This window comes from Nocardia sp. NBC_00508 (assembly GCF_036346875.1).
Classification (GTDB): Bacteria; Actinomycetota; Actinomycetes; order Mycobacteriales; family Mycobacteriaceae; genus Nocardia.
Map to the genome: position 1 here is coordinate 5288138 of NZ_CP107852.1, position 18281 is coordinate 5306418.

The window sequence follows — 18281 nt, forward strand, 5'->3', positions numbered from 1 at the left end:
CTTCCGTCGGGATCGAAGACGACAGCGGGAGCCTAACCCCGTGTCGTCCGATTCGTCGGAAATACGCCGATGAACCGTCGCTCGGCGTGGCGGACGATCCTACCCGGCCAGGTCCGAGGGATCGGTGTTCGCCCCGCACAGGACTACGCACACCCGCTCGCCGGGGGCGCGCCGGAACGCCGGTTCATCGCCCAGAATCGCGGCCAGAGCGGTCGCGGCGCCGTGCTCGACCGCGAGACGGCGCTCCTGCCACAGGAGGCGCCGGGCCGCGACGATCGCGGCGTCCTCGACCAGCACCGAGACCACGTTGTATTGCCGCGCGGCCGCCAGCGCCATCTGCGAGGCCCGCCGTGCGCCGAGCGAGTCGGCGGCGATCGAGTCGACCTCCACGTCGACGACCTGTCCCGCCGTGATCGCGGCGTGCAGAGCACAGCATCGGGCGGGCTCCACGGCGACGGTGCGGACGCCGTGGCGATCGGCGGCGGTGGCGACTCCGGAGAACAACCCGCCTCCGCCGACCGCCACGGCGACGGTGCCGAGATCCGGGATCCGCTCGTGGATCTCCGTCATGAGCGTCCCTGCGCCTGCCGCGATGAGCGGGTTGTCATAGGCGTGCGAGAGCAGCGCGCCCGTTGCGTCGGCGAACTCACGGCTGGCGGCGAGCGCGTCCGCGTATTGAGTACCCACCAGCCGGACTTCGGCGCCATAGGAGGTGAGTCGGTCCACCTTGACCCGTGGCGCCGTGGTCGGCAGGAACACAGTCGCTCCAATCCCCTGATCGCGGGCCGCCCACGCGCAGGCCAGCCCGGCGTTGCCGCCCGAGGCGATCGTCACGCCCACCGGCGGCAGCGTGCCGTTCTCCCGGTGGGTGAGCAGGAAGTTGAGCGCGCCCCTGGCTTTGAAGCTTCCGGTGTGCTGCAGGAACTCCAGCGCGAACCACAGCTCGCCGGTACTGTCCGCCTGCGCCAGGGCGACCGGTCTGACCCGGCCCGTCAGTCGTTCGGCCGCGGCTTTCACGTCGCTGTGGGTCAGTTCCATAACGCTCCTCGGGATACGGTCTCGCCGCCGCCGTCGTGCGAGGTGGCGCGGGCCTCGACACACTATGCGGACCCGGCGACGCCAGGGGCAATGCCTTCTCGGAGCGCGCGTGGCCGCGGCGGAACGAGTCGCGGGAAAAGCGCGATCCCGATGCGGATTCGGACGATTGCGGTCCAATTGCCGATTCACTCGGCGTGTAGGCAGGATTTTCCCTGTCGACGTTGTCATGCTCAGTGCTCTGGCTGATCCGAACCAATCGCCTGGCGAGGGGCGCGACGAGAGGTCTGACCGTGAAACTGAGCTGGCTGGCGCTTCCCGCGCTGTTGGCCGTCACCGCGGCGGGGTGTTCCGACGACACGCCTGCGAGCGAGGTATCGACATCGACGAGCGCGATCGCTGCCGCGAGCGGCACGGCGACGACGACAGCCGCGCGCGACCACGATGAACCGGGTGGCGTGGTCCGGGTTTTGCTCGGTGACACGAAGAAGATCGCGGTGCCCGCCGACGCAGTGCTCGATATCCGGGCGCCAGCCGCGTGGGGTCAGGCCGCCAACGGTATTCGCTGCACGGTTACCGATAGTTCTGGACGGAATGAAGATCTGCGTTCGTCGGACGTGAAGAAGATCGAGATGGTCGGCGGGACGGAATGGATGACGCTGTGGACGTTCTCCTCCGCACCGAACGGCGACGTCACCGTCGCTTGCAAGGATTCGGCATCGAAAATCGCCGCGGCCCATCCCCATCCGTACCTCAGGGTCGTCCCACGCGGAATCGTCCCGATCCCCCCGCCGAATCGCTGATCCGAGCGACCGCGAACGGTCCGCTCAGGCCGCCCGTGCCGAGGCGGGGCGGTACAGCCTGGCCGCGGTGCCGTGGTTCTGTCGGTGGGCCGGAGTAGCGTCGGCGGCGTGAACGATGTCGCCGCGGGCGATTACCGCGAGAGGAGGTCGCGGTACGAGGGCGCTGTGCTGTGGACCAGAACCGTCGACCACCGCACATCGGCGCTACCCGTGCTGCCGGATGGGTGCATGGACCTGATCTGGATGAACGGGCGCCTGATCGTCGCTGGTCCGGACACCCGTGCCTACCACCCTGCCGAGTCGAAAGGCGGCAGGTACATCGGCGTCCGATTCTTTCCCGGTACCGCGCCCGCACTGCTCGGCGTCCCAGCACACCACCTGCTGAACCAGCGGGTCGATCTCGCTGATCTGTGGCCATCGGCGGCGGTCAGGTCGCTGATCGGTCAGCTCGAGTCCGCCGACGATCAGGGCGTGGCGCTGGAACGGATCGTGCTGCGGCGGGCGACCGAAGCCGGACGGGCCGATCCGCTCATGCGGCGAGTGGTCGCCGCGCTGAACGCCGGTTGCCCGGTGGCGGCGGTTGCCGACGCGGCCGGGCTGGGCGAGCGGACCCTGTACCGGCGCTCGCTGGCCGCTTTCGGCTACGGTCCCAAGACCCTGGCCAGGGTGCTGCGCATGCAGCGCGCGCTGGCGTCGGCGCGCAGCGGCGTCCCGCTCGCGGAGACCGCGATGCTCACCGGGTTCGCCGACCAGGCTCACCTGTCCCGGGAGGTGCGCGCACTGGCCGGGCTTCCATTGGGCGCGTTGCTCGCCCGGTCCTAGCCGCGTCGATTCGAGCGCAGCTGGGCCGCCCACGGTCGCGATCGAAGCCACCGGCGCACCGAGCCGGGCGGACTTTCGACAGCGGCACCGACAGGCCGTTATCCGGCAGTCGTCGGGAGAGCGGCGTACAGGTCGACGCCATTGCCGTCGGGATCCAGCACCACCGCGTACCGCTGCCCCCAAAAGGCGTCCCACGGCTTCAATTCGCCGTGGTACCCGGCGCCTACGAGATCGGCGTAGACGGCGTCGACCTCCGCGGGGTCGGCGCAGCGGAACGCGATCCCGAGGCGGCCCGCGCTGGTTGGCGGCGTCCACTCCGAGTGGAACGACGTGATGACGGCCTCGGTGTCCAGCGTGAGCCGCAGGCCATTGGGGAGGGCGGCCTCGACGTGCCCTTCGCCTTCCGCGCCCGTGGGAAAGTCGAGGCCGAGACGGCGGTAGAAGGCCACCGAGGCGGCCATGTCGGTGACGATGATGCCGATGACGTCGAGTCGTGGAGTCATACCGGCAGGGTAGGCAGTGGTGCGACGGACGGTCTTGAACGAATCGGACAGCTTCAGCGCGCGGGCGCGGGGACCAGCTCGCCGATCAGGTTCTCCACCAGGATGCGGATGCGATCGCGGATGGTGCGCACCACGTCGATGGTCTGGCCGGCAGGGTCCGGCAGCACCCAGTCGCGGTAGCTGATGCCGGGGAAGAACGGGCAGGCGTCCCCGCAACCCATCGTGACCACGACATCGGAAATGCCGACCGCGTCCATGGTGAGCGGTTTGGGGGTGTGGCGGGAGATGTCGATGCCGATCTCGGCCATGGCGTCGACCACGGTCGGGTTGAGCGTCTCGGCGGGTTCGCTGCCCGCGGATCGCACGTCGAACCGGTCCCCGGCCAGCGCGGTGAGAAACCCGGCAGCCATCTGCGAGCGGCCCGCGTTGTGCACGCAGACGAACAGCACACTGGGCTTGTGGGACATGCGAACGCCTTTCGATGAACAGGGTGGAGCCTGCATGTGCTGGCCGCCGGACAGGTCGTCCGGTGTGGTGGTGGAGCCGAAACGCTGTCGTAGCGTACGCAATACGTATACCAGCGCGCCGCTCACCGTTACCCCGGGCCGCGCGTCGGCGCGAGGAAGCACAGAAAGATCGCAGGTCATCGGCCCCGAAGTCGCTGCAGCACAGCACTTGCGAGATGTCGGCCGCCCGGTGTGGCGGAGCGGGCGGTGATGTCGCGGTGTTTGCTGCCCCGGCCGAGTGCCGGTCGCTGACGCCTTTGCGTACCGAGGTGTCCGGCACGCGCGTCCACGTCCGCGCGGCAGCTCAGAGCGGACGCATATCGATCATCTTGCGCAGTCGTTGCCGGTCGCGTTCGAGGCGGCGTGCTTCGTAGGCGATCGGGAAGTAACGCAGCCGCTCCGGCAGCAGCGGGACGATTCGCGCGATCGACCACCCGAGTGCGCGGAGTTTGCGGTCATGGTGATCTCCCTTGATCGACCGAGTTCAAGATAATGAGATGATAACAGTATCAATCTCTCATCGCCTATCCCTGCTGCGTCCCGCGCCTGCCCTTACGCTGGCAGATATGACGACCGAGTGGCGTAGTCGTACCGGCCGGATCGGGGTGCTCACCGGCGCGGGAATTTCGACCGATTCCGGAATCCCGGATTTTCGCGGCCCCCGCGGGGTGTGGACGAAAGACCCGATCGCCGAACTGCTTTCCACCTATCAGAACTATGTGTCCGACGCGGACTTGCGGAAGCGCGCCTGGCTGGCCAGGCGTGATAATCCGGCGTGGCAGGCCGTGCCCAACCCGGCGCACAATGCGCTGGCCGATCTGGAGCGGGCCGGCCGAGCGGTCACCATCATCACGCAGAACATCGACCGCTTGCACCAGCGGGCGGGATCCTCGCCGGAGCGGGTGATCGAGATCCACGGCAACATGTTCGACGTGGTCTGCATCGAATGCGAATACCAGACCACGATGGCCGCCACGCTGGAGCGCGTGGCCGCGGGCGAACCCGACCCGCGGTGTCCCGGTTGCGGTGGCATCCTCAAGGCGGCCACCATCATGTTCGGCCAGCAGATGGACCGCCGCAGCATGGCCAAAGCCGCCATCACCGCGGAGACGAGCGATATTTTCCTGGCCATCGGAACGTCGCTGCAGGTGGAGCCCGCCGCGTCGATGTGCGCTATCGCCGTGCGGGGCGGCGCCGATCTGGTCATAGTCAACGCCGAGCCGACGCCGTATGACGAATTGGCCACCGAGCTCATCCGCGAGCCCATCGGAATCGCCGTTCCCCGCCTCGTATCCGAGATACTCGGCGCCTGATCGCGCGGTCCGGACCGGACTGTGCGCAGCGAATTCGGTTCAGCCCACCGGGCCGAGCACCCGATCGAGGTAGGAGTTGGCGAAACGTCCCTTGGGGTCGAGGCGACGACGCACCTCGGCGAACCGATCCCAGTCGGGATAGCGGTCGCGTAAGGTCGCGGCGGTCTGGAAGTGGCGCTTGCCCCAATGCGGTCGTCCCTGGTAGCGATCGAAAACCGCTGCACAGGCACGGAAGTACGACTCGAACTCCATGCCCCGGTACTGGTGTACCGCGATGTAGCAGGTTTCGCGGCCGCCCGCGGGGGAGAGGAACGCGTCGTCGGGTGCGACCCACCGCACCTCGATGGGCATCGGCGTGTCGAATCGCGTGGCCAGTTCCTTGATCTCGCGGATGGCGTCGGCCGAGTGCTCGCGCGGGATGGCGTACTCCATCTCGGTGAAGCGGATCAGCCGCGGCGACGCGAACACGCGGTAGGACCGGTTCACCTGGCGCCGGTAGCTGCCGGCGTAGGCGGCGCTGCGATGGATCAACGGGACCAGGCGCGGCCGGCTGCGGCTCAGCTTGCACAGGGCATCGAAGAGATAGTTGGACATCAGGATGTCGGTGAACCAGTCGACGCTCTTGGCGCGCGGCCGCTCGGGCAGCGTCACACGGTTGTTGCGCTTGGTCATCGCCAGCCTGCTGTGCGCGAACATGTAGAACTCGAAATGCTCGTTGCCGTCGACGAACGAATCGAGGTCGGCGAGTACGTCTTCCAGGGGAACCGGGCGCTCGATGCCTTCCAGCACGAAAGAGGGCACCATTCGCAGCGTCACGGCGGTGACCACGCCCAGGGCTCCGAGGCCGACCCGTGCCGCGCGCCAGCCGTCCGGGTCGGTCTGCTCGTTCAGCTCGACCCGGCTGCCGTCGGCGAGCATCAATTCCACGGAATGTAAGGCGGCGGAAAGGTTTTGCAATTTCGCGCCGGTGCCGTGGGTGCCCGTGGCGGCGGCGCCTGCCACGGTCTGCACGTCGATGTCGCCGAGGTTCGGAAAAGCGAGGCCGTGCTCGTGCAAGGCGGTGCTGGCGGCGTTCAGGGTGATGCCCGCCTCGACGCGGACGAGGCCGGTCGCGCGGTCGACGTCGAGAACGCGGTTCAGCCGCGCCAGGCTCAGTAGCATGCCGTCGGTGAGGACGGTGTCGGTGAACGAGTGACCGGTGCCCGCCACGCGCACGGTCTGTCCTTCGGTCTCGGCGCAGGCGAGCAGATCGGCCAGTTCCTCGACCGAACGCGGCGTGGCGAGGATCGCGGGCGCGCACTGCTGATCTCCGGCCCAGTTCACCCACGAATTGGTCATGTGACCAACTCTACGGGAGTAATCCTGACGCGCGCTACTTATGGTGTGATTTCGCTACCGCTTGCGATTCCCGCAAGTGAGATGCTGCTTGGCCTGTTCGACTTCCTCGTCGGTCAGCGGCGGGACGACGAGATGCTGGCGCGGCGTGCCGTCCGCGCGCGCGCCGTTGAGCATGATGGCCATATATCGCTGCCATACATCGGGATTGACCGGTTTGGCGAACTCGGCGATGCCGTCGACCATGTGCACGAGCGCGAAGAAGTCCGACGGCTCGATGCCCTCGGCGAGGACCCCCGCGTCGCGCGCTCGTGCGCAGATGGCCGCCACGGTGGGCTTGATTCGATCACGCACGACGACGAAGCGGTCGGTGTCGTCGTCCTCCAGTTCGAGCATCACCTCGCTGAACCCGCGGTTGGTCGCCATGTGCCGACAGGCGTATTCGAAGAACTCGACCAGTCCGAACCAGGGATCCGGATGTCGGTAGGCGGCGTCGGCGGCATCGGCGAAATCGCTGAGGTTCTGATCGAAGACTTCGACGATCAGTTCCTTCTTGTTCGCGAAGCGGCGGTAGACCGTGCCGACGCCCACGCCCGCGCGCTCGGCCACGTCGTCGAGGGTGATCTCGAGTCCGTGGTCGGCGAACAGTTCGCGCGCTGCGGCGATGATCCGCTGTTGATTGCGCGCGGCATCGGCCCGCAGGCGCCGGGGTGGAGAGGCGACCGTGGCGTGATTCACATAGCCATTCTATCAATGCTCGGGATTAAGTGGAGGCATTGTCTCCGTTATGGTGATAGCTTCTACATTAAGCGGAGGTGGTGCCTCCGGATGAAGGGCTTCGAGACAAAGGGGACATATGACTACCGCGATCGACCGTGGGGCGCCCGCCCCAGAGAAAACGGGAAGCGGCAGGCGCGGTTCGCACGCGCTGCGCTGGTGGGTGCTCGCCGTCCTCGGCGTCGCACAGTTGATGGTCGTGCTCGATGCGACCGTGGTGAACATCGCGCTACCCGCGGCGCAGCAAGACCTGGGCTTCAGCGACGGCGACCGCTCGTGGGTGGTCACCGGGTACGCGCTGGCGTTCGGCAGCCTTCTGCTGCTCGGCGGACGTCTCAGTGACCTGTTCGGCAGGCGCAACACCTTCAACGTCGGCCTGGTCGGTTTCGCGGTCGCCTCCGCGGTGGGTGGCGCGGCCACCAGCTTCGAGATGCTCGTCGCGGCACGCGTCGGCCAGGGCGTCTTCGGCGCGCTGCTGGCGCCCGCCGCCCTGTCGCTGCTCACCGTGACCTTCACCCAACCGTCCGAGCGGGCGAAGGCGTTCGGCATCTTCGGCGCGGTCGCCGGTACCGGCGGCGCCATCGGCCTGCTGCTCGGCGGCGCGCTCACCGAGTGGGCGTCCTGGCGCTGGGTGATGTTCGTCAACCTGGCCTTCGCGGCCGTCGCCTTGGTCGGCGCGGTCCTGCTGTTGGCCAAGCACGCGAGCACCGAGCGGCCCAAGCTCGACATTCCCGGCACCGTCGTGGTCACCGCGGGCCTGTTCGGCATCGTCTACGGGTTCTCGCACGCGGAATCGGACGGGTGGAGCAACGGTGTCACCCTCGCCTTCCTGATCGGCGGAACCGCGTTGCTCGCGGTGTTCGCCTGGTTGGAGACCCGGGTGGCGCATCCGCTGCTTCCGGTGCGGATCGTGCTGGACCGGACGCGCGGTACGTCCTACCTGACGGTCTTCGTCATGGGCATCGGGATGTTCGCCATCTTCCTGTTCCTCACCTACTACATGCAGTTGACGCTGGGCTACTCGCCGATCATGACCGGTGTGGCGTTCCTGCCGATGGTCGCCGCGATGATCGCCTCGTCCACCACCACCCCGTCGCTGCTGCTGCCGAAGATCGGACCGAAAATCGTGGTCAGCGGCGGCTTCCTGATCGCGGCGGCAGGCATGCTCTGGTTGACCCGGATCGGTCTGGACACCGGCTACGCCACGCACATCCTGCCTGCCCTGATCCTGCTGGGTCTCGGCCTCGGCGGCGCGATGGCCACCGCCTTCCAAGGTGCGACCTCGGGTGTGCGGCACGAGGACGCGGGCGTGGCCTCGGCCATGATCAACACCAGCCAGCAGGTGGGTGGGTCGATCGGCACGGCGCTGCTCAGCACCATCGCCGCCTCCGCGGCCACCGACTACTTGTCCGCCCGGAATCCGGATCCGCTGACCATCGCCCAGTCCGCGATCGAGAGCTACACCACCAGTTTCTGGTGGGCCACCGCGATCTTCGTGGCAGGCGGCCTCCTCACCGCGGTGCTCATGCCGAGTACGGTGCCCGTGCCCGCCGAGGGTGAGCCGGTACTGGCCCACTGACGCCAGGGCGCCGATCCGGCGCCGGACAGCAGCGGCCGCCGCTCCCGCGACCCCGTCGTAGGAGCGGCGGCCGCTTGTCTGTGAGTAGTCCCGTCCTGCCGCAGGAGAGGGCCCTGTCCGACCGCGTCGTAATTGTCGTGGGATGCTTTGCAATAGGAATCCCGATGATTCCGGCCGCCGCGACGTGGGTAGCCAAGAGACTGCTACGTCCCCTTCTGGGGCACCGGCGTACGCTGCGGCGGCACCACCCTCTCCACTCCACCCGCGAGGTTCGTAGACTCCTCGGATCGGGCGCGGTGCTCCTCGCTCTCGTCCGCCCAGGGGAGTGGCGGTGGCGTAGCCGGGGCGTCGAAGCCCGGCGCGGGGCATGCACGGCGGCTACCTGGTTCGGCTCGGCGATCGACGGGAACGGCACGACGAAAGGGGGTCAGGCAGTGAATGGTCCGCAAACGGGTTCTCGCGCAGCGGGACAGTGGCGGCCCGCGGCACGGCTCACCGTGCTGCTCGATGAGGACGACAAGTGGCGGCACACGCCCCTGTACCACGAGGTCGTGCGGCGTGCCAGGGACGCCGGGCTCGCGGGTGCCAGTGTGTGGCGCGGCATCGAGGGATACGGCGCGTCCTCGCACGTCCACACCACCCGGTTCCTGGATGTGGCCGACCATCTTCCGCTGATGCTCGTGCTGGTGGACGAGCCGGAACGGCTGCGCGCGTTCGTTGAGCAGAACGCCGAACTGCTCGAGTCGGTCAACGTCACGCTGGCACCGGTGGAACTGTGGCAGGAAGGTGAGCGATGACAGTACCGTGCGGCGTACCAGCGGATTTCGACGCGTCGATGCCACAAGGGCCGTCGACCGTTACCATTGTCGGTTCGGCGCGGCCCGGCCATCGCAGCGCCGCGAGAGTTGACCTGCGGCGCGCCACGGTCAGCACGTCGGGCTACGAGAGGATCCGGCTGGTGGCCGACGTGATCGACGCGGGGTCGGCGGCGACCAGGCGGTCGTGGACATGATTCTGATGACGAGCCGGGCGCAGCCGATCCGGAAGGGAGACCCGAGCATGGCCCACGATCGAGCCGGGCGTCCCGCGCGTTCCACCGATCTGGAGGACATCGCACACCTGGTGACCGCCTACTACAGCCGCGTCCCCGATGTGCGGGATCCGGCCCAGCGGGTGGCGTTCGGTACCTCGGGACATCGCGGTTCCAGCCTGGACAGCGCCTTCAACGAGGCGCACATCCTGGCGATCACCCAGGCGATCGTCGAATACCGCGCCACCCGCGGCATCACCGGACCGGTCTACCTGGCCAGGGACACCCATGCGCTGTCCGAGCCCGCGTGGACCACCGCGCTCGAGGTGCTCGCCGCCAACGACGTGACCACGGTGATCGATGCGCGCAACCGGTACACCCCCACCCCGGCCCTGAGTCACGCTGTGCTGCGCCACAATCGAGGCGGCGCCAGGCACCAGGCCGACGGCATCGTGGTCACCCCGTCGCACAACCCACCGCGCGACGGCGGCTTCAAATACAACCCGCCGCACGGCGGCCCGGCCGACAACACGGCCACCGACGCCATCGCCGCTCGCGCCAACGAACTGCTGCTGGGCGGGCTGGCCGAGGTCAAACACACCACGCTGCGGCGCGCACTGGAAACCGGCGTGGAACGCTACGACTACCTCGGCCATTACGTCGACGATCTGCCCAATGTGCTGAACCTGGACGCCATCCGCGGAGCGGGCATCCGGCTCGGAGCCGACCCGATGGGCGGCGCCAGCGTCGACTACTGGGAGGAGATCGGTCAGCGCTTCGACCTCGAACTCGAGGTGGTCAACCCGTTCGTGGATCCCACCTGGCGGTTCATGACGCTCGACAGTGACGGCAAGGTCCGGATGGACCCGTCCTCGCGCTACGCGATGGCTTCGCTGATCGCGATCAAGGACGACTACGACATCTCCACCGGCAACGACGCCGACGCCGACCGCCACGGCATCGTCACGCCCGACGGCGGATTGATGAATCCGAACCACTTCCTGGCGGTGGCCATCGAATATCTGGTCGCCAACCGGATGGGCTGGGATGCGCTGACCAAGATCGGCAAGACCGCGGTCACGTCGTCCATGATCGACCGGGTGGTCTCCGTGCTCGGCCGGGACGTGCACGAGGTGCCGGTCGGATTCAAGTTCTTCGTGCCCGGGTTGTTCAGCGGCAGCATCGCTTTCGGCGGCGAGGAGAGCGCGGGCGCGTCGTTCCTGCGGATGGACGGCACCGTGTGGACCACCGACAAGGACGGCATTCTGCTGGCACTGCTGGCGGGTGAGATCGCCGCGGTCACCGGGCAGAGTCCCTCGGCGCGTTACGTCGAACTCGAACGTCGCTACGGCAGCCCCGCCTACGCGCGCATCGACGCACCCGCCACCGCGGAACAGAAACAGCTGCTCGCGAAGTTGACTCCGGACATGATCACCACGAAGGAGATCGCCGGAGAACCGGTCACCGCCGTGCTCACCAGGGCGCGAGGCAATGGCGCGCCCCTGGGCGGCCTCAAGGTGACCACCGAGAACGCGTGGTTCGCCGCGCGCCCCTCCGGCACCGAGAACAAGTACAAGATCTACGCGGAGTCGTTCCACGGCCCCGAGCACCTGGTCGAGGTGCAGACGGCCGCGGAGGAATTGGTCGGGCGGGCGCTGTCCGGTGACGGGTAGATCCAAGCCCCTGCCCACCGAGATCTGGGTGCTGGTCGGGGGCGCGTTCGTCATCGCCATCGGGTTCGGTCTGGTCGCCCCGGTACTGCCGCAGTTCGCGCGCGGGTTCGGCGTCGGCGTGGCGGCCGCTTCGGCGATCGTCTCCGCGTTCGCCCTGATGCGGTTGCTGTTCGCGCCGGTGAGCGGGCGACTGGTGCAGCGGCTGGGGGAGCGGTCGGTGTACCTCGGTGGGCTGCTGATCGTCGCGCTGTCCACCGGAGCGAGTGCGCTGGCGCAAAGTTATTGGCAGCTCATGGTGTTGCGGTCGCTCGGGGGAATCGGGTCGACCATGTTCACCGTGTCGTCGCTGGCACTGGTCATCCGGATGTCTCCGCCGGAACAGCGCGGCCGGGTATCCGGACTGTGGTCGACCAGCTTCCTGGTCGGCTCGGTGAGCGGTCCGCTGGTCGGCGGCGGGTTGTCCGGCCTCGGGTTGCGGTGGCCGTTCGTGATCTACGCGGTCGCGCTGCTCGTCGTGAGCGTCGCGGTGCACCTGAGCCTGCGGAATTCCGCGTTGGCCGCGCCCGAGCCGGTCGGCAGGGTCCGCATGATGTCGTTCCGGGAGGGGTGGGCGCGGCCGGAGTACCGGGCGGTGCTGCTGTCGAACTTCGCCAATGGCGCGGCCGTGTTCGGTGTGCGGATGGCGTTGGTGCCGCTGCTCGTCGTGGAAGTCCTGCACCAGGCGCCGGGCATGGCGGGTGTCGCGCTGACGGTATTCGCGGCGGGCAACGTCGCGGTGCTGTTCGCCGCAGGACGGCTGTCCGATCGGTGGGGCCGAAAACCATTCGTGATCGTCGGCTCACTGGTGTGCGCGGCGGGCACCGCGGGGCTCGGCATGGCGACGAGCTTGCCGTTGCTGCTGGCCACCTCGTTCCTCGCCGGACTCGGTTCCGGGATGTTCACCCCGACTCAGCAGGCCGCGGTGGCCGACATCATCGGTCCCAAGGCACGCGGCGGCCCCGTGCTGGCCGGTTTCCAGATGGCCGCCGACCTCGGCACCGTCGTCGGCCCGGTTGCGGTCGGGGCTCTCGCGCAGCAGGTGTCCTACGAACTCGCCCTCGGTGCGACCGGTGCACTGCTCGCCGTAGCCGCGATCGTCTGGGCGGTCGTCCCGGAGCCTCTGCGCCGCCGTCCAGTCCACGCGGAAACCCCATCGGACCGGCTCGGAAGTGAACCTCAGCCGACGTCGGTCGACCACGCCTCGAGCGACGCGTCCGGTGCGTCGGCGGGACCGGTGCGGATTGGAGCCGAGTCCGGAACGGCGGTGCGTGGTTCGGGAGTTCTGACGTGCGACCCCTTGCTTGATCCCGGAGAGGTGGCAGGTGAGCCTGCGGCAGTCGGCGGTGAGCACGGGGGTGATCCCCGAGCGGTAGGAGCCGATTTCCGGGCGGCAGTGGCCGTGCCGGGCATGGCAGTTGCCGAATCGGATGCGTCACCGGCCACTCCGCGTCGTGCGATCTCTCGTCGCAAACGCCGGCGGCCCGCCCCACGAACCGGCCGCACCCGGTGAAACGAATCTCGATGTCAGTTCAGTCGCAGCAGGCCCGCGTCGGTGGTTCGGAAACCGCACGTGTCGCGGTAGAAACCGTTGAGGTGTGGTTCGTAGTCGACGTGCAGCCACTCGACACCGAGTTCGCGTAGGTCGCTGACGAGGGCCGTGACCAGGCTGGTTCCGATGCGCTGATGCTGGAGTCCCGGGTCGACCATGGTGTCGAGGAGGAAGGCATGCCGACCTCCATCCCAGACCGCGTGCACGAACCCGACAAGCCGATCGCCGACGAATGCGCCGACCCACGATCTGCTGTGCCGTTCCAGACGCGCCTTCCAAGGGCTCAGCACGTGGTCACCGCCGAATGCGTCGGTGTGGAGCCGCGAGAGCATCTCGTCGTCTACAGGGAAGCGGATGCGGAGCTCCGCGATCATGCGGCATCCTCTCTGCGGAGTGATGAATGGAATCTCCATACCTGCCCTTTGCGGATGTACCGCCCGGCGGTGGCCGGGAAGGTTCGGTGGGGCAAAGTGTCAATGTGAGCGAATCTCGTTCGAACTACACGCCGCGGCCGATGTCCAATACGACCACCTATGCGTTGGGTGCGGTTGCCCTCGCGTTGATCGTCTTGATCGTGATCGTGGCGATCCGCTGGGGGCGGGACGAAGCGACTGTCCGCAACGACGGCTACGGTCCGGTGCGGGACCCGGCGGTGCAGTCGGTGCTCGAGCAGAACGGCTCGATCCTGCTCGGCCGCCCGGACGCGAAGAAGACCATCGACCTCTTCGAGGACCCGCTGTGCCCCGGCTGCGGCAACCTGGAACGCATCTACGGCCAGGAAATCGCCCAGAAGACCGATGAGGGCGCGCTCGCGGTGCGCTACCGCCTGGTGAATTTCCTCGACGCGCGCTCTCAGAGCAAGGACTACTCCACGCGCGCCGTCGCCGCGAATCAGTGTGTGGCCGAAGCAGGTTCGGGCCAGGTCTACTCGAAGTTCCACACCGAGCTGTTCACCACGAAGCGCCCCAGCGAGGGCGGCGGCGACCTGAGCAACGAAGCACTCGCCGCCATCGCCCGGGACGCCGGAGCTCCAGAACCGGTGCTGCAATGCATCACGACCGGCGCAAAGGTCGACTTCGCACGCACCACGGCCATGGCACAGACCGCCGCACTCGGCGCGGCACTCGGCGGCTCCGCCGCCACCCCCGCCGTCTTCGAGGGCACGACCAAGATCGATGCCAACGACGAGAACTGGGTGATTTCACTCACCCACTGATCAGTTGATCCATCCGCCGGCCCTGGCGCGCGGACATCTGCTCGATCCAACGAAAGGCCGGGACGCCGACTCCACCACGCCGACGCCCCGGCCCACTCGACGGCCGATCCGACATCCCAGCCCCCGAGATCGCCACCACCGAGTTTTCAGTTGGTCAATGGGCCGGGCGTCGGCTCCACCTGCCGACACCCGGCCCGCGCACTCGACAGCACGACCCGGCCCCCTGACCCGAGACCGCACCTCGAGATGCCCTATCGCCCCGCCAACTCTCGAACATGTGTTCGAGTATAGCTCATCAGCCTGGTCTTGTCGCCCCCGAATCGAGGCGATTTGGTCGCCGACACACTGGTGGTGTAATTTCATTCAAGCGCGGCGGGTAAGCCCGGAGCGCAACCCATCAGGGGCTATGGCGCAGCTGGTAGCGCACCACACTGGCAGTGTGGGGGTCAGGGGTTCGAGTCCCCTTAGCTCCACAGAAACCACAGGTCAGGCCCGGTTTTTAACCGGGCCTGACCTGCTTTATTTGTCGCAATCCCACGAAATCCCCACGGTGGAATGTTCGGCATCGAGTGAACCGCAGGTGATCGCGCTGGCCGGACGGCCGGTTGTCTGACTGAAATCGGCTACGTTTCAGCTCGGCTGGAAGAATGCGAGCATTCTCTGGCTGGCGTCCGGCGACGTCAGGATTTCCTGCATGTGTGCGGACATCCGGGCGGCAGCGCTGGTGCGTTCGAACATCTCGCGTTCGTATTCTTTGACGGCGGCGGGAAAGTCGTCCGGGTGCGCGGCCAGCGCGAGGGCGAGCAGGGCGCCGTCGAGCAGCGCCATGTTGGCACCCTCTCCCACCGGTGGCATCAGGTGCGCGGCATCGCCGAGCAGCGTGACGCCTGGTGTCGACGGCCAGGTCAGGCCGACCGGGAGGGTGGTGATCGACCGCGGCACGACCGTGTCGTCGCAGGCCGCGATCAGCGCGGTGAACCGTGAGTCCCAGCCGGGGAGCAGGTCGATCAGTCGCGCCCGGGCGGCGGCCGGGTCGTCGAACGGGATCCCGCTGGTAGCGAACCAGTCCTCGGCGGTGTTATAGAAGCTGAGGCCGATGCGAACGCGGCCGTCGCCGTTGCGCTGCGCCGCCAGGGATAGTCCGTTGCCGAGCACCCAGTAGTTGCCGCGCCCGACCATCGCCGCGAGGTCGGGGTGCGTGCGGTCGATGTCGGGAATGCCGACCTCGACGACGTTCTGGCCGATATGCGCCGGGCGGGCGTCGGTGAGCAGCGCGCGGACCCGGGACTGCGCGCCGTCCGCGCCGACCAGCAGGTCATACGTCGTACTGCTGCCGTCGGCGAAGTGCAGCAGGCCGTTGTCGGCGGATTTGAACGCGTGCCCCCAGCGCACCACGTCTTCGGGGAGGGAATCCAGCAGCAGGTTGCGCAGATCGGCGCGGTCGACCTCGGGTCGCTCGAGCGGGGCGTCGTCGGGCGTGTCCTCCTGGAGCAGCAAGGTGCCGTCCGGCTCCAGAAGGCGCATGTCCTGCCCTTCGCCGCGGGCGATCGCGTGGAACTGGTCGATCAGGCCGGCCTCACGCAGTGCTCGCTGCCCGGAATGTATGTCGAGCATGCCGCCCTGACCACGCGCGCCGCGCGAGAGTTCACGTTCGTACACGACGGCGTCGATGCCGTTCACGTGCAACACCCTGGCGAGGGTCAGGCCGCCCAGTCCGGCTCCGACGATGGTGATGGTCATGGTCGCCCTTCGATACACTGAATTATTCAATACACTGTATCGCAGGATGCGATGTATCGTCAGCGGCATGTTGGTGTGGGAGAGACCGGAGCCGCCGGATCGACCGGTGCCTGCCCCATTGAGCCGGGAGCGGATCGTGCGAGCGGCGATCCGGCTGGCCGACGAGGACGGTCTGGCGGCGGTGTCGCTACGTAAGGTTGCCGCCGCACTGGACGTCGGGCCGATGCGGCTGTACGGCTACATCGCCACCAAGGAGGAGTTGCTGGACCTGATGGTCGATGCGGTCTACGCCGAGATCCGACCGGCCGGAGACGGTTGGCGAGAGGTGCTACGGTCCCTTGCCGAAACCACCCGGCAGGCCGCTCACCAGCACGAATGGCTTGCCGACCTGATCGGTGGGCGGCCCCAGCTCGGGCCGCACGCGCTGGCCAGAGGAGAGGCTGTGGTGGCCGCGATGGGCGACGTCGACGTGGACACCGTCATGCCGGTGGTCGACGCGGTCAATGCGTACGTGATCGGCGCGGTGCGCCGGGAGATCACCGAGCAGCGCGCCGAGCGGGCCACCGGGATGGACAAGCAGCAGTGGCAGGCCGCCTTCGGGCCTTATCTGGAGCGGACCTTCGCAACTGGCCGATTCCCCGCGCTGTCCACGGTCATACGCGACGGCGCCCACCTGGACGCCGACCAAACCTTCCGCACCGGCCTCGACTTCCTCCTCGACGGCATCGAAGCCCACATGCGGCGATAGGCGGAGGCGTGGTGCACACGGCCCGGAGGAAACAGCGGTCGAGGTGGATAGCCGACAGCAACAGACGCGAATCGCGACTTCACACTGCGCGGGATACCAGGCGACGGTAGTTCGTCGACTTCCAAGCCAGGCGGCCGATGCCGGCGCAGAGGCTGAGTCATCCGGTTCTCGGCATCTCTGTGCGTTGCCCGACTTTGGGGCTGTTGCCATTTCGTGTCGAGCGCAGTTGTGACGGTTATCGGTGATAGTGCGAGGTGACGCAGTCTTGCCCGGTGTAGTTCGGTCCTGCGCGGGTGTCGGCGCCGAGATAGCGGAACTCCCAGCGGGGTAGGCCGTGTCCGGTGCGAGTGAGTCGGTGGTTGCTGGCGTCGTCGTGGAATCCGTTGCGACGCAGCGAGGTAGTGAATGCCCTACCGATCGGTGAGCCGTCGGCCCACCGGATCGAGGAGGCGTCGAAGTTGGCGACGAGCTGTGACATGCCGTTCGGACAGCTCGGTATGCGGCTATGAGCGGATGTCTCGTTCTCGTTGGTCTCGCATCGCCCGGGTCCTCAGCACGTCGACCTCGCAGCCTGGCGAGGTCGGGTCGAAGCCGTGCTCGACCAGCCAGCGGACCCCCAGCAGGCTTCGCAACGACCACCACGCGCGAATCACGTCGAGGTCGACGTCGGTGCCGTAGCCGGCGACGACGTCGCCGAGGTGCTCCTGGTGTCCGAGCGTCAAGGTGGCGAGGTCGAACAGGGCATCGCCCTGGGCCGCCTCGGACCAGTCGATCACGCCGGTGATCTCGTCACCGGCGACGAACACGTGGGCGACCTGCAGGTCGCCGTGCGTGAACACCGGTGTCCACGGCCGGAGCGCAGCCTCGGCAACCCGGCGGTTGTGCGTGACCACGTCGGTGGGAAGAACGCCGTTCGTGACGAGCCACACACATTCGCCGTCGAGGTGCGATGCGATCTCATCGAGGCTGCGACCGGGCCATGGCGGCAGCGGCGCGTCGTGCAGCATCCGTGCGGCGGCACCCGCCGCGGCCCACGCCACCGACGACGCGGCCGACGGCTCGCCGAGGCGGCCGAGTGCCGTCCCTGGGAGGGCGGCGAGCGCGAGCACGGGCGGCTTGCGCCACAGGACCTCCGGAGTCGGGATCGGCGCCATAGCTATCGCCTCGACCTCGACGCTGGTGCGTGTCTGATCAGCGTCGATTTTCAGGAACACGTCGCCGACGCGCAAGGTCGCGCACTCGTGATGGGCGACGACGACCTCGACTTCTTCCACGTCGGCCATTATCGCGGGGATGACCACCGATGTCGCCGGGTTTATCGCGTGCAAGTGACCGGTCGGGCTTCGAACGGGGGTTGCCGCGCGGAAGGGTCGCCATCAGAGCAGGGAGGATTGGAGCGCGACAATCCTCTACACCTTCGCCGACGCCCTGGTGTTCTGCCCGATGAGATCGATGAACAGCGCAAAGCCGAGCGCCACCGGAAAGCGCGAATGGATGCCCGCACCCGGAAAATCAGAAACGAATTCAGAGAATCAGAAAGCGAATCCTGCTGAGCGACTGAATAACCCGATGGGCAGATCACGCAAAGCGGGCCAGATCCATATTTGTCGTGC

General features: G+C 67.7%; 18 protein-coding genes, 1 tRNA gene and 1 pseudogene. 11 read left to right on the plus strand and 9 right to left on the minus strand.

Translation table 11 applies throughout. The annotated features are described in order from the left end of the window. Positions 1-99: 99 nt before the first annotated feature. Positions 100-1038: a threonine/serine dehydratase gene (locus tag OHA40_RS23600; protein WP_330229065.1), complete on the minus strand. Its 939-nt coding sequence runs from the start codon at positions 1036-1038 to the stop codon at positions 100-102. 290 nt (positions 1039-1328) lie between these two features. On the opposite strand from OHA40_RS23600, the gene OHA40_RS23605 reads away from it, so the two are divergent. Together OHA40_RS23605 and OHA40_RS23610 are read left to right on the plus strand one after the other, a co-directional pair. Then, on the plus strand, positions 1329-1838 hold the full coding sequence (locus OHA40_RS23605; RefSeq protein WP_330229066.1) for a hypothetical protein: 510 nt from the start codon (positions 1329-1331) through the stop codon (positions 1836-1838). A 108-nt stretch (positions 1839-1946) separates the two neighbouring features. Then, complete coding sequence (locus OHA40_RS23610) at positions 1947-2660, plus strand: DUF6597 domain-containing transcriptional factor (protein WP_330229067.1); 714 nt, start codon at positions 1947-1949, stop codon at positions 2658-2660. 98 nt (positions 2661-2758) lie between these two features. Here OHA40_RS23610 and OHA40_RS23615 read toward each other — a convergent pair whose 3' ends face one another. Both OHA40_RS23615 and OHA40_RS23620 read right to left on the minus strand, forming a co-directional pair. Further along, positions 2759-3163, minus strand: coding sequence for a VOC family protein (locus OHA40_RS23615; protein ID WP_330229068.1), 405 nt, complete (start codon positions 3161-3163; stop codon positions 2759-2761). Between the two features lie 53 nt (positions 3164-3216). Then, positions 3217-3630, minus strand: coding sequence for an arsenate reductase ArsC (locus tag OHA40_RS23620; RefSeq protein WP_330229069.1), 414 nt, complete (start codon positions 3628-3630; stop codon positions 3217-3219). 605 nt (positions 3631-4235) lie between these two features. On the opposite strand from OHA40_RS23620, the gene OHA40_RS23625 reads away from it, so the two are divergent. Continuing rightward, positions 4236-4982 carry an SIR2 family NAD-dependent protein deacylase gene (locus OHA40_RS23625; protein WP_330229070.1) on the plus strand — a complete coding sequence of 249 codons (747 nt, stop codon included), beginning with the start codon at positions 4236-4238 and terminating at the stop codon, positions 4980-4982. 39 nt (positions 4983-5021) lie between these two features. On the opposite strand, the gene OHA40_RS23630 is transcribed toward OHA40_RS23625, so the two are convergent. Next, on the minus strand, positions 5022-6320 hold the full coding sequence (locus OHA40_RS23630) for a D-arabinono-1,4-lactone oxidase (RefSeq protein WP_330229071.1): 1299 nt from the start codon (positions 6318-6320) through the stop codon (positions 5022-5024). Between the two features lie 54 nt (positions 6321-6374). Continuing rightward, a complete protein-coding gene (locus tag OHA40_RS23635) occupies positions 6375-7055 on the minus strand; it encodes a TetR/AcrR family transcriptional regulator (RefSeq protein WP_330229072.1) in 681 nt (226 codons plus the stop codon). Between the two features lie 118 nt (positions 7056-7173). Between OHA40_RS23635 and OHA40_RS23640 the strand changes: the two genes are divergently transcribed. The 5 genes and pseudogenes from OHA40_RS23640 to OHA40_RS23660 form a co-directional block, all read left to right on the plus strand. After that, on the plus strand, positions 7174-8673 hold the full coding sequence (locus OHA40_RS23640) for an MFS transporter (RefSeq protein ID WP_330229073.1): 1500 nt from the start codon (positions 7174-7176) through the stop codon (positions 8671-8673). Between the two features lie 434 nt (positions 8674-9107). Then, positions 9108-9470, plus strand: coding sequence for a DUF190 domain-containing protein (locus tag OHA40_RS23645; protein WP_330229074.1), 363 nt, complete (start codon positions 9108-9110; stop codon positions 9468-9470). Beyond that, a complete protein-coding gene (locus tag OHA40_RS23650) occupies positions 9467-9685 on the plus strand; it encodes a hypothetical protein (protein ID WP_330229075.1) in 219 nt (72 codons plus the stop codon). The genes OHA40_RS23645 and OHA40_RS23650 overlap by 4 nt, the downstream gene beginning before the upstream one ends. Before the next feature lie 47 nt (positions 9686-9732). Then, positions 9733-11376, plus strand: a complete 1644-nt coding sequence (gene pgm / locus OHA40_RS23655) for a phosphoglucomutase (alpha-D-glucose-1,6-bisphosphate-dependent) (protein WP_330229076.1) — start codon at positions 9733-9735, stop codon at positions 11374-11376. Beyond that, positions 11366-12634, plus strand: a pseudogene (locus OHA40_RS23660) (MFS transporter); the annotation flags it as partial. The gene pgm and the pseudogene OHA40_RS23660, both read left to right, overlap by 11 nt. Before the next feature lie 305 nt (positions 12635-12939). Here the strand turns inward: OHA40_RS23660 and OHA40_RS23665 are convergent. Further along, the gene (locus tag OHA40_RS23665; protein WP_330229077.1) at positions 12940-13338 is read right to left on the minus strand and encodes a GNAT family N-acetyltransferase; all 399 of its coding nucleotides are present in this window, start codon (positions 13336-13338) and stop codon (positions 12940-12942) included. Positions 13339-13442: 104 nt separating this feature from the next. On the opposite strand from OHA40_RS23665, the gene OHA40_RS23670 reads away from it, so the two are divergent. Next, positions 13443-14180, plus strand: coding sequence for a DsbA family protein (locus tag OHA40_RS23670; protein WP_442943799.1), 738 nt, complete (start codon positions 13443-13445; stop codon positions 14178-14180). A 400-nt stretch (positions 14181-14580) separates the two neighbouring features. Beyond that, a tRNA-Ala gene (locus OHA40_RS23675) sits at positions 14581-14653 on the plus strand. A 157-nt stretch (positions 14654-14810) separates the two neighbouring features. Here the strand turns inward: OHA40_RS23675 and OHA40_RS23680 are convergent. After that, complete coding sequence (locus tag OHA40_RS23680; RefSeq protein ID WP_330229078.1) at positions 14811-15920, minus strand: FAD-dependent oxidoreductase; 1110 nt, start codon at positions 15918-15920, stop codon at positions 14811-14813. Between the two features lie 67 nt (positions 15921-15987). On the opposite strand from OHA40_RS23680, the gene OHA40_RS23685 reads away from it, so the two are divergent. Next, complete coding sequence (locus OHA40_RS23685; RefSeq protein ID WP_330229079.1) at positions 15988-16668, plus strand: TetR/AcrR family transcriptional regulator; 681 nt, start codon at positions 15988-15990, stop codon at positions 16666-16668. Positions 16669-16903: 235 nt separating this feature from the next. Here the strand turns inward: OHA40_RS23685 and OHA40_RS23690 are convergent, their stop codons facing one another. Both OHA40_RS23690 and OHA40_RS23695 read right to left on the minus strand, forming a co-directional pair. Continuing rightward, a complete protein-coding gene (locus OHA40_RS23690; RefSeq protein ID WP_330229080.1) occupies positions 16904-17146 on the minus strand; it encodes a hypothetical protein in 243 nt (80 codons plus the stop codon). A gap of 25 nt (positions 17147-17171) precedes the next feature. After that, positions 17172-17951: a phosphotransferase gene (locus tag OHA40_RS23695; RefSeq protein ID WP_330229081.1), complete on the minus strand. Its 780-nt coding sequence runs from the start codon at positions 17949-17951 to the stop codon at positions 17172-17174. Positions 17952-18281 lie beyond the last annotated feature (330 nt).

What these genes read in the sequence shown, in the direction of transcription:
- OHA40_RS23625 (WP_330229070.1), top strand. Translation starts at nt 4,236, where the DNA reads ATGACGACCGAGTGGCGTAGTCGTACCGGCCGGATCGGGGTGCTCACC.
- OHA40_RS23615 (WP_330229068.1), bottom strand. Translation starts at nt 3,163, where the DNA reads ATGACTCCACGACTCGACGTCATCGGCATCATCGTCACCGACATGGCC.
- OHA40_RS23650 (WP_330229075.1), top strand. Translation starts at nt 9,467, where the DNA reads ATGACAGTACCGTGCGGCGTACCAGCGGATTTCGACGCGTCGATGCCA.
- OHA40_RS23620 (WP_330229069.1), bottom strand. Translation starts at nt 3,630, where the DNA reads ATGTCCCACAAGCCCAGTGTGCTGTTCGTCTGCGTGCACAACGCGGGC.
- OHA40_RS23630 (WP_330229071.1), bottom strand. Translation starts at nt 6,320, where the DNA reads ATGACCAATTCGTGGGTGAACTGGGCCGGAGATCAGCAGTGCGCGCCC.
- OHA40_RS23680 (WP_330229078.1), bottom strand. Translation starts at nt 15,920, where the DNA reads ATGACCATCACCATCGTCGGAGCCGGACTGGGCGGCCTGACCCTCGCC.
- pgm (WP_330229076.1), top strand. Translation starts at nt 9,733, where the DNA reads ATGGCCCACGATCGAGCCGGGCGTCCCGCGCGTTCCACCGATCTGGAG.
- OHA40_RS23665 (WP_330229077.1), bottom strand. Translation starts at nt 13,338, where the DNA reads ATGATCGCGGAGCTCCGCATCCGCTTCCCTGTAGACGACGAGATGCTC.
- OHA40_RS23690 (WP_330229080.1), bottom strand. Translation starts at nt 17,146, where the DNA reads ATGTCACAGCTCGTCGCCAACTTCGACGCCTCCTCGATCCGGTGGGCC.
- OHA40_RS23600 (WP_330229065.1), bottom strand. Translation starts at nt 1,038, where the DNA reads ATGGAACTGACCCACAGCGACGTGAAAGCCGCGGCCGAACGACTGACG.
- OHA40_RS23695 (WP_330229081.1), bottom strand. Translation starts at nt 17,951, where the DNA reads ATGGCCGACGTGGAAGAAGTCGAGGTCGTCGTCGCCCATCACGAGTGC.
- OHA40_RS23685 (WP_330229079.1), top strand. Translation starts at nt 15,988, where the DNA reads ATGTTGGTGTGGGAGAGACCGGAGCCGCCGGATCGACCGGTGCCTGCC.
- OHA40_RS23640 (WP_330229073.1), top strand. Translation starts at nt 7,174, where the DNA reads ATGACTACCGCGATCGACCGTGGGGCGCCCGCCCCAGAGAAAACGGGA.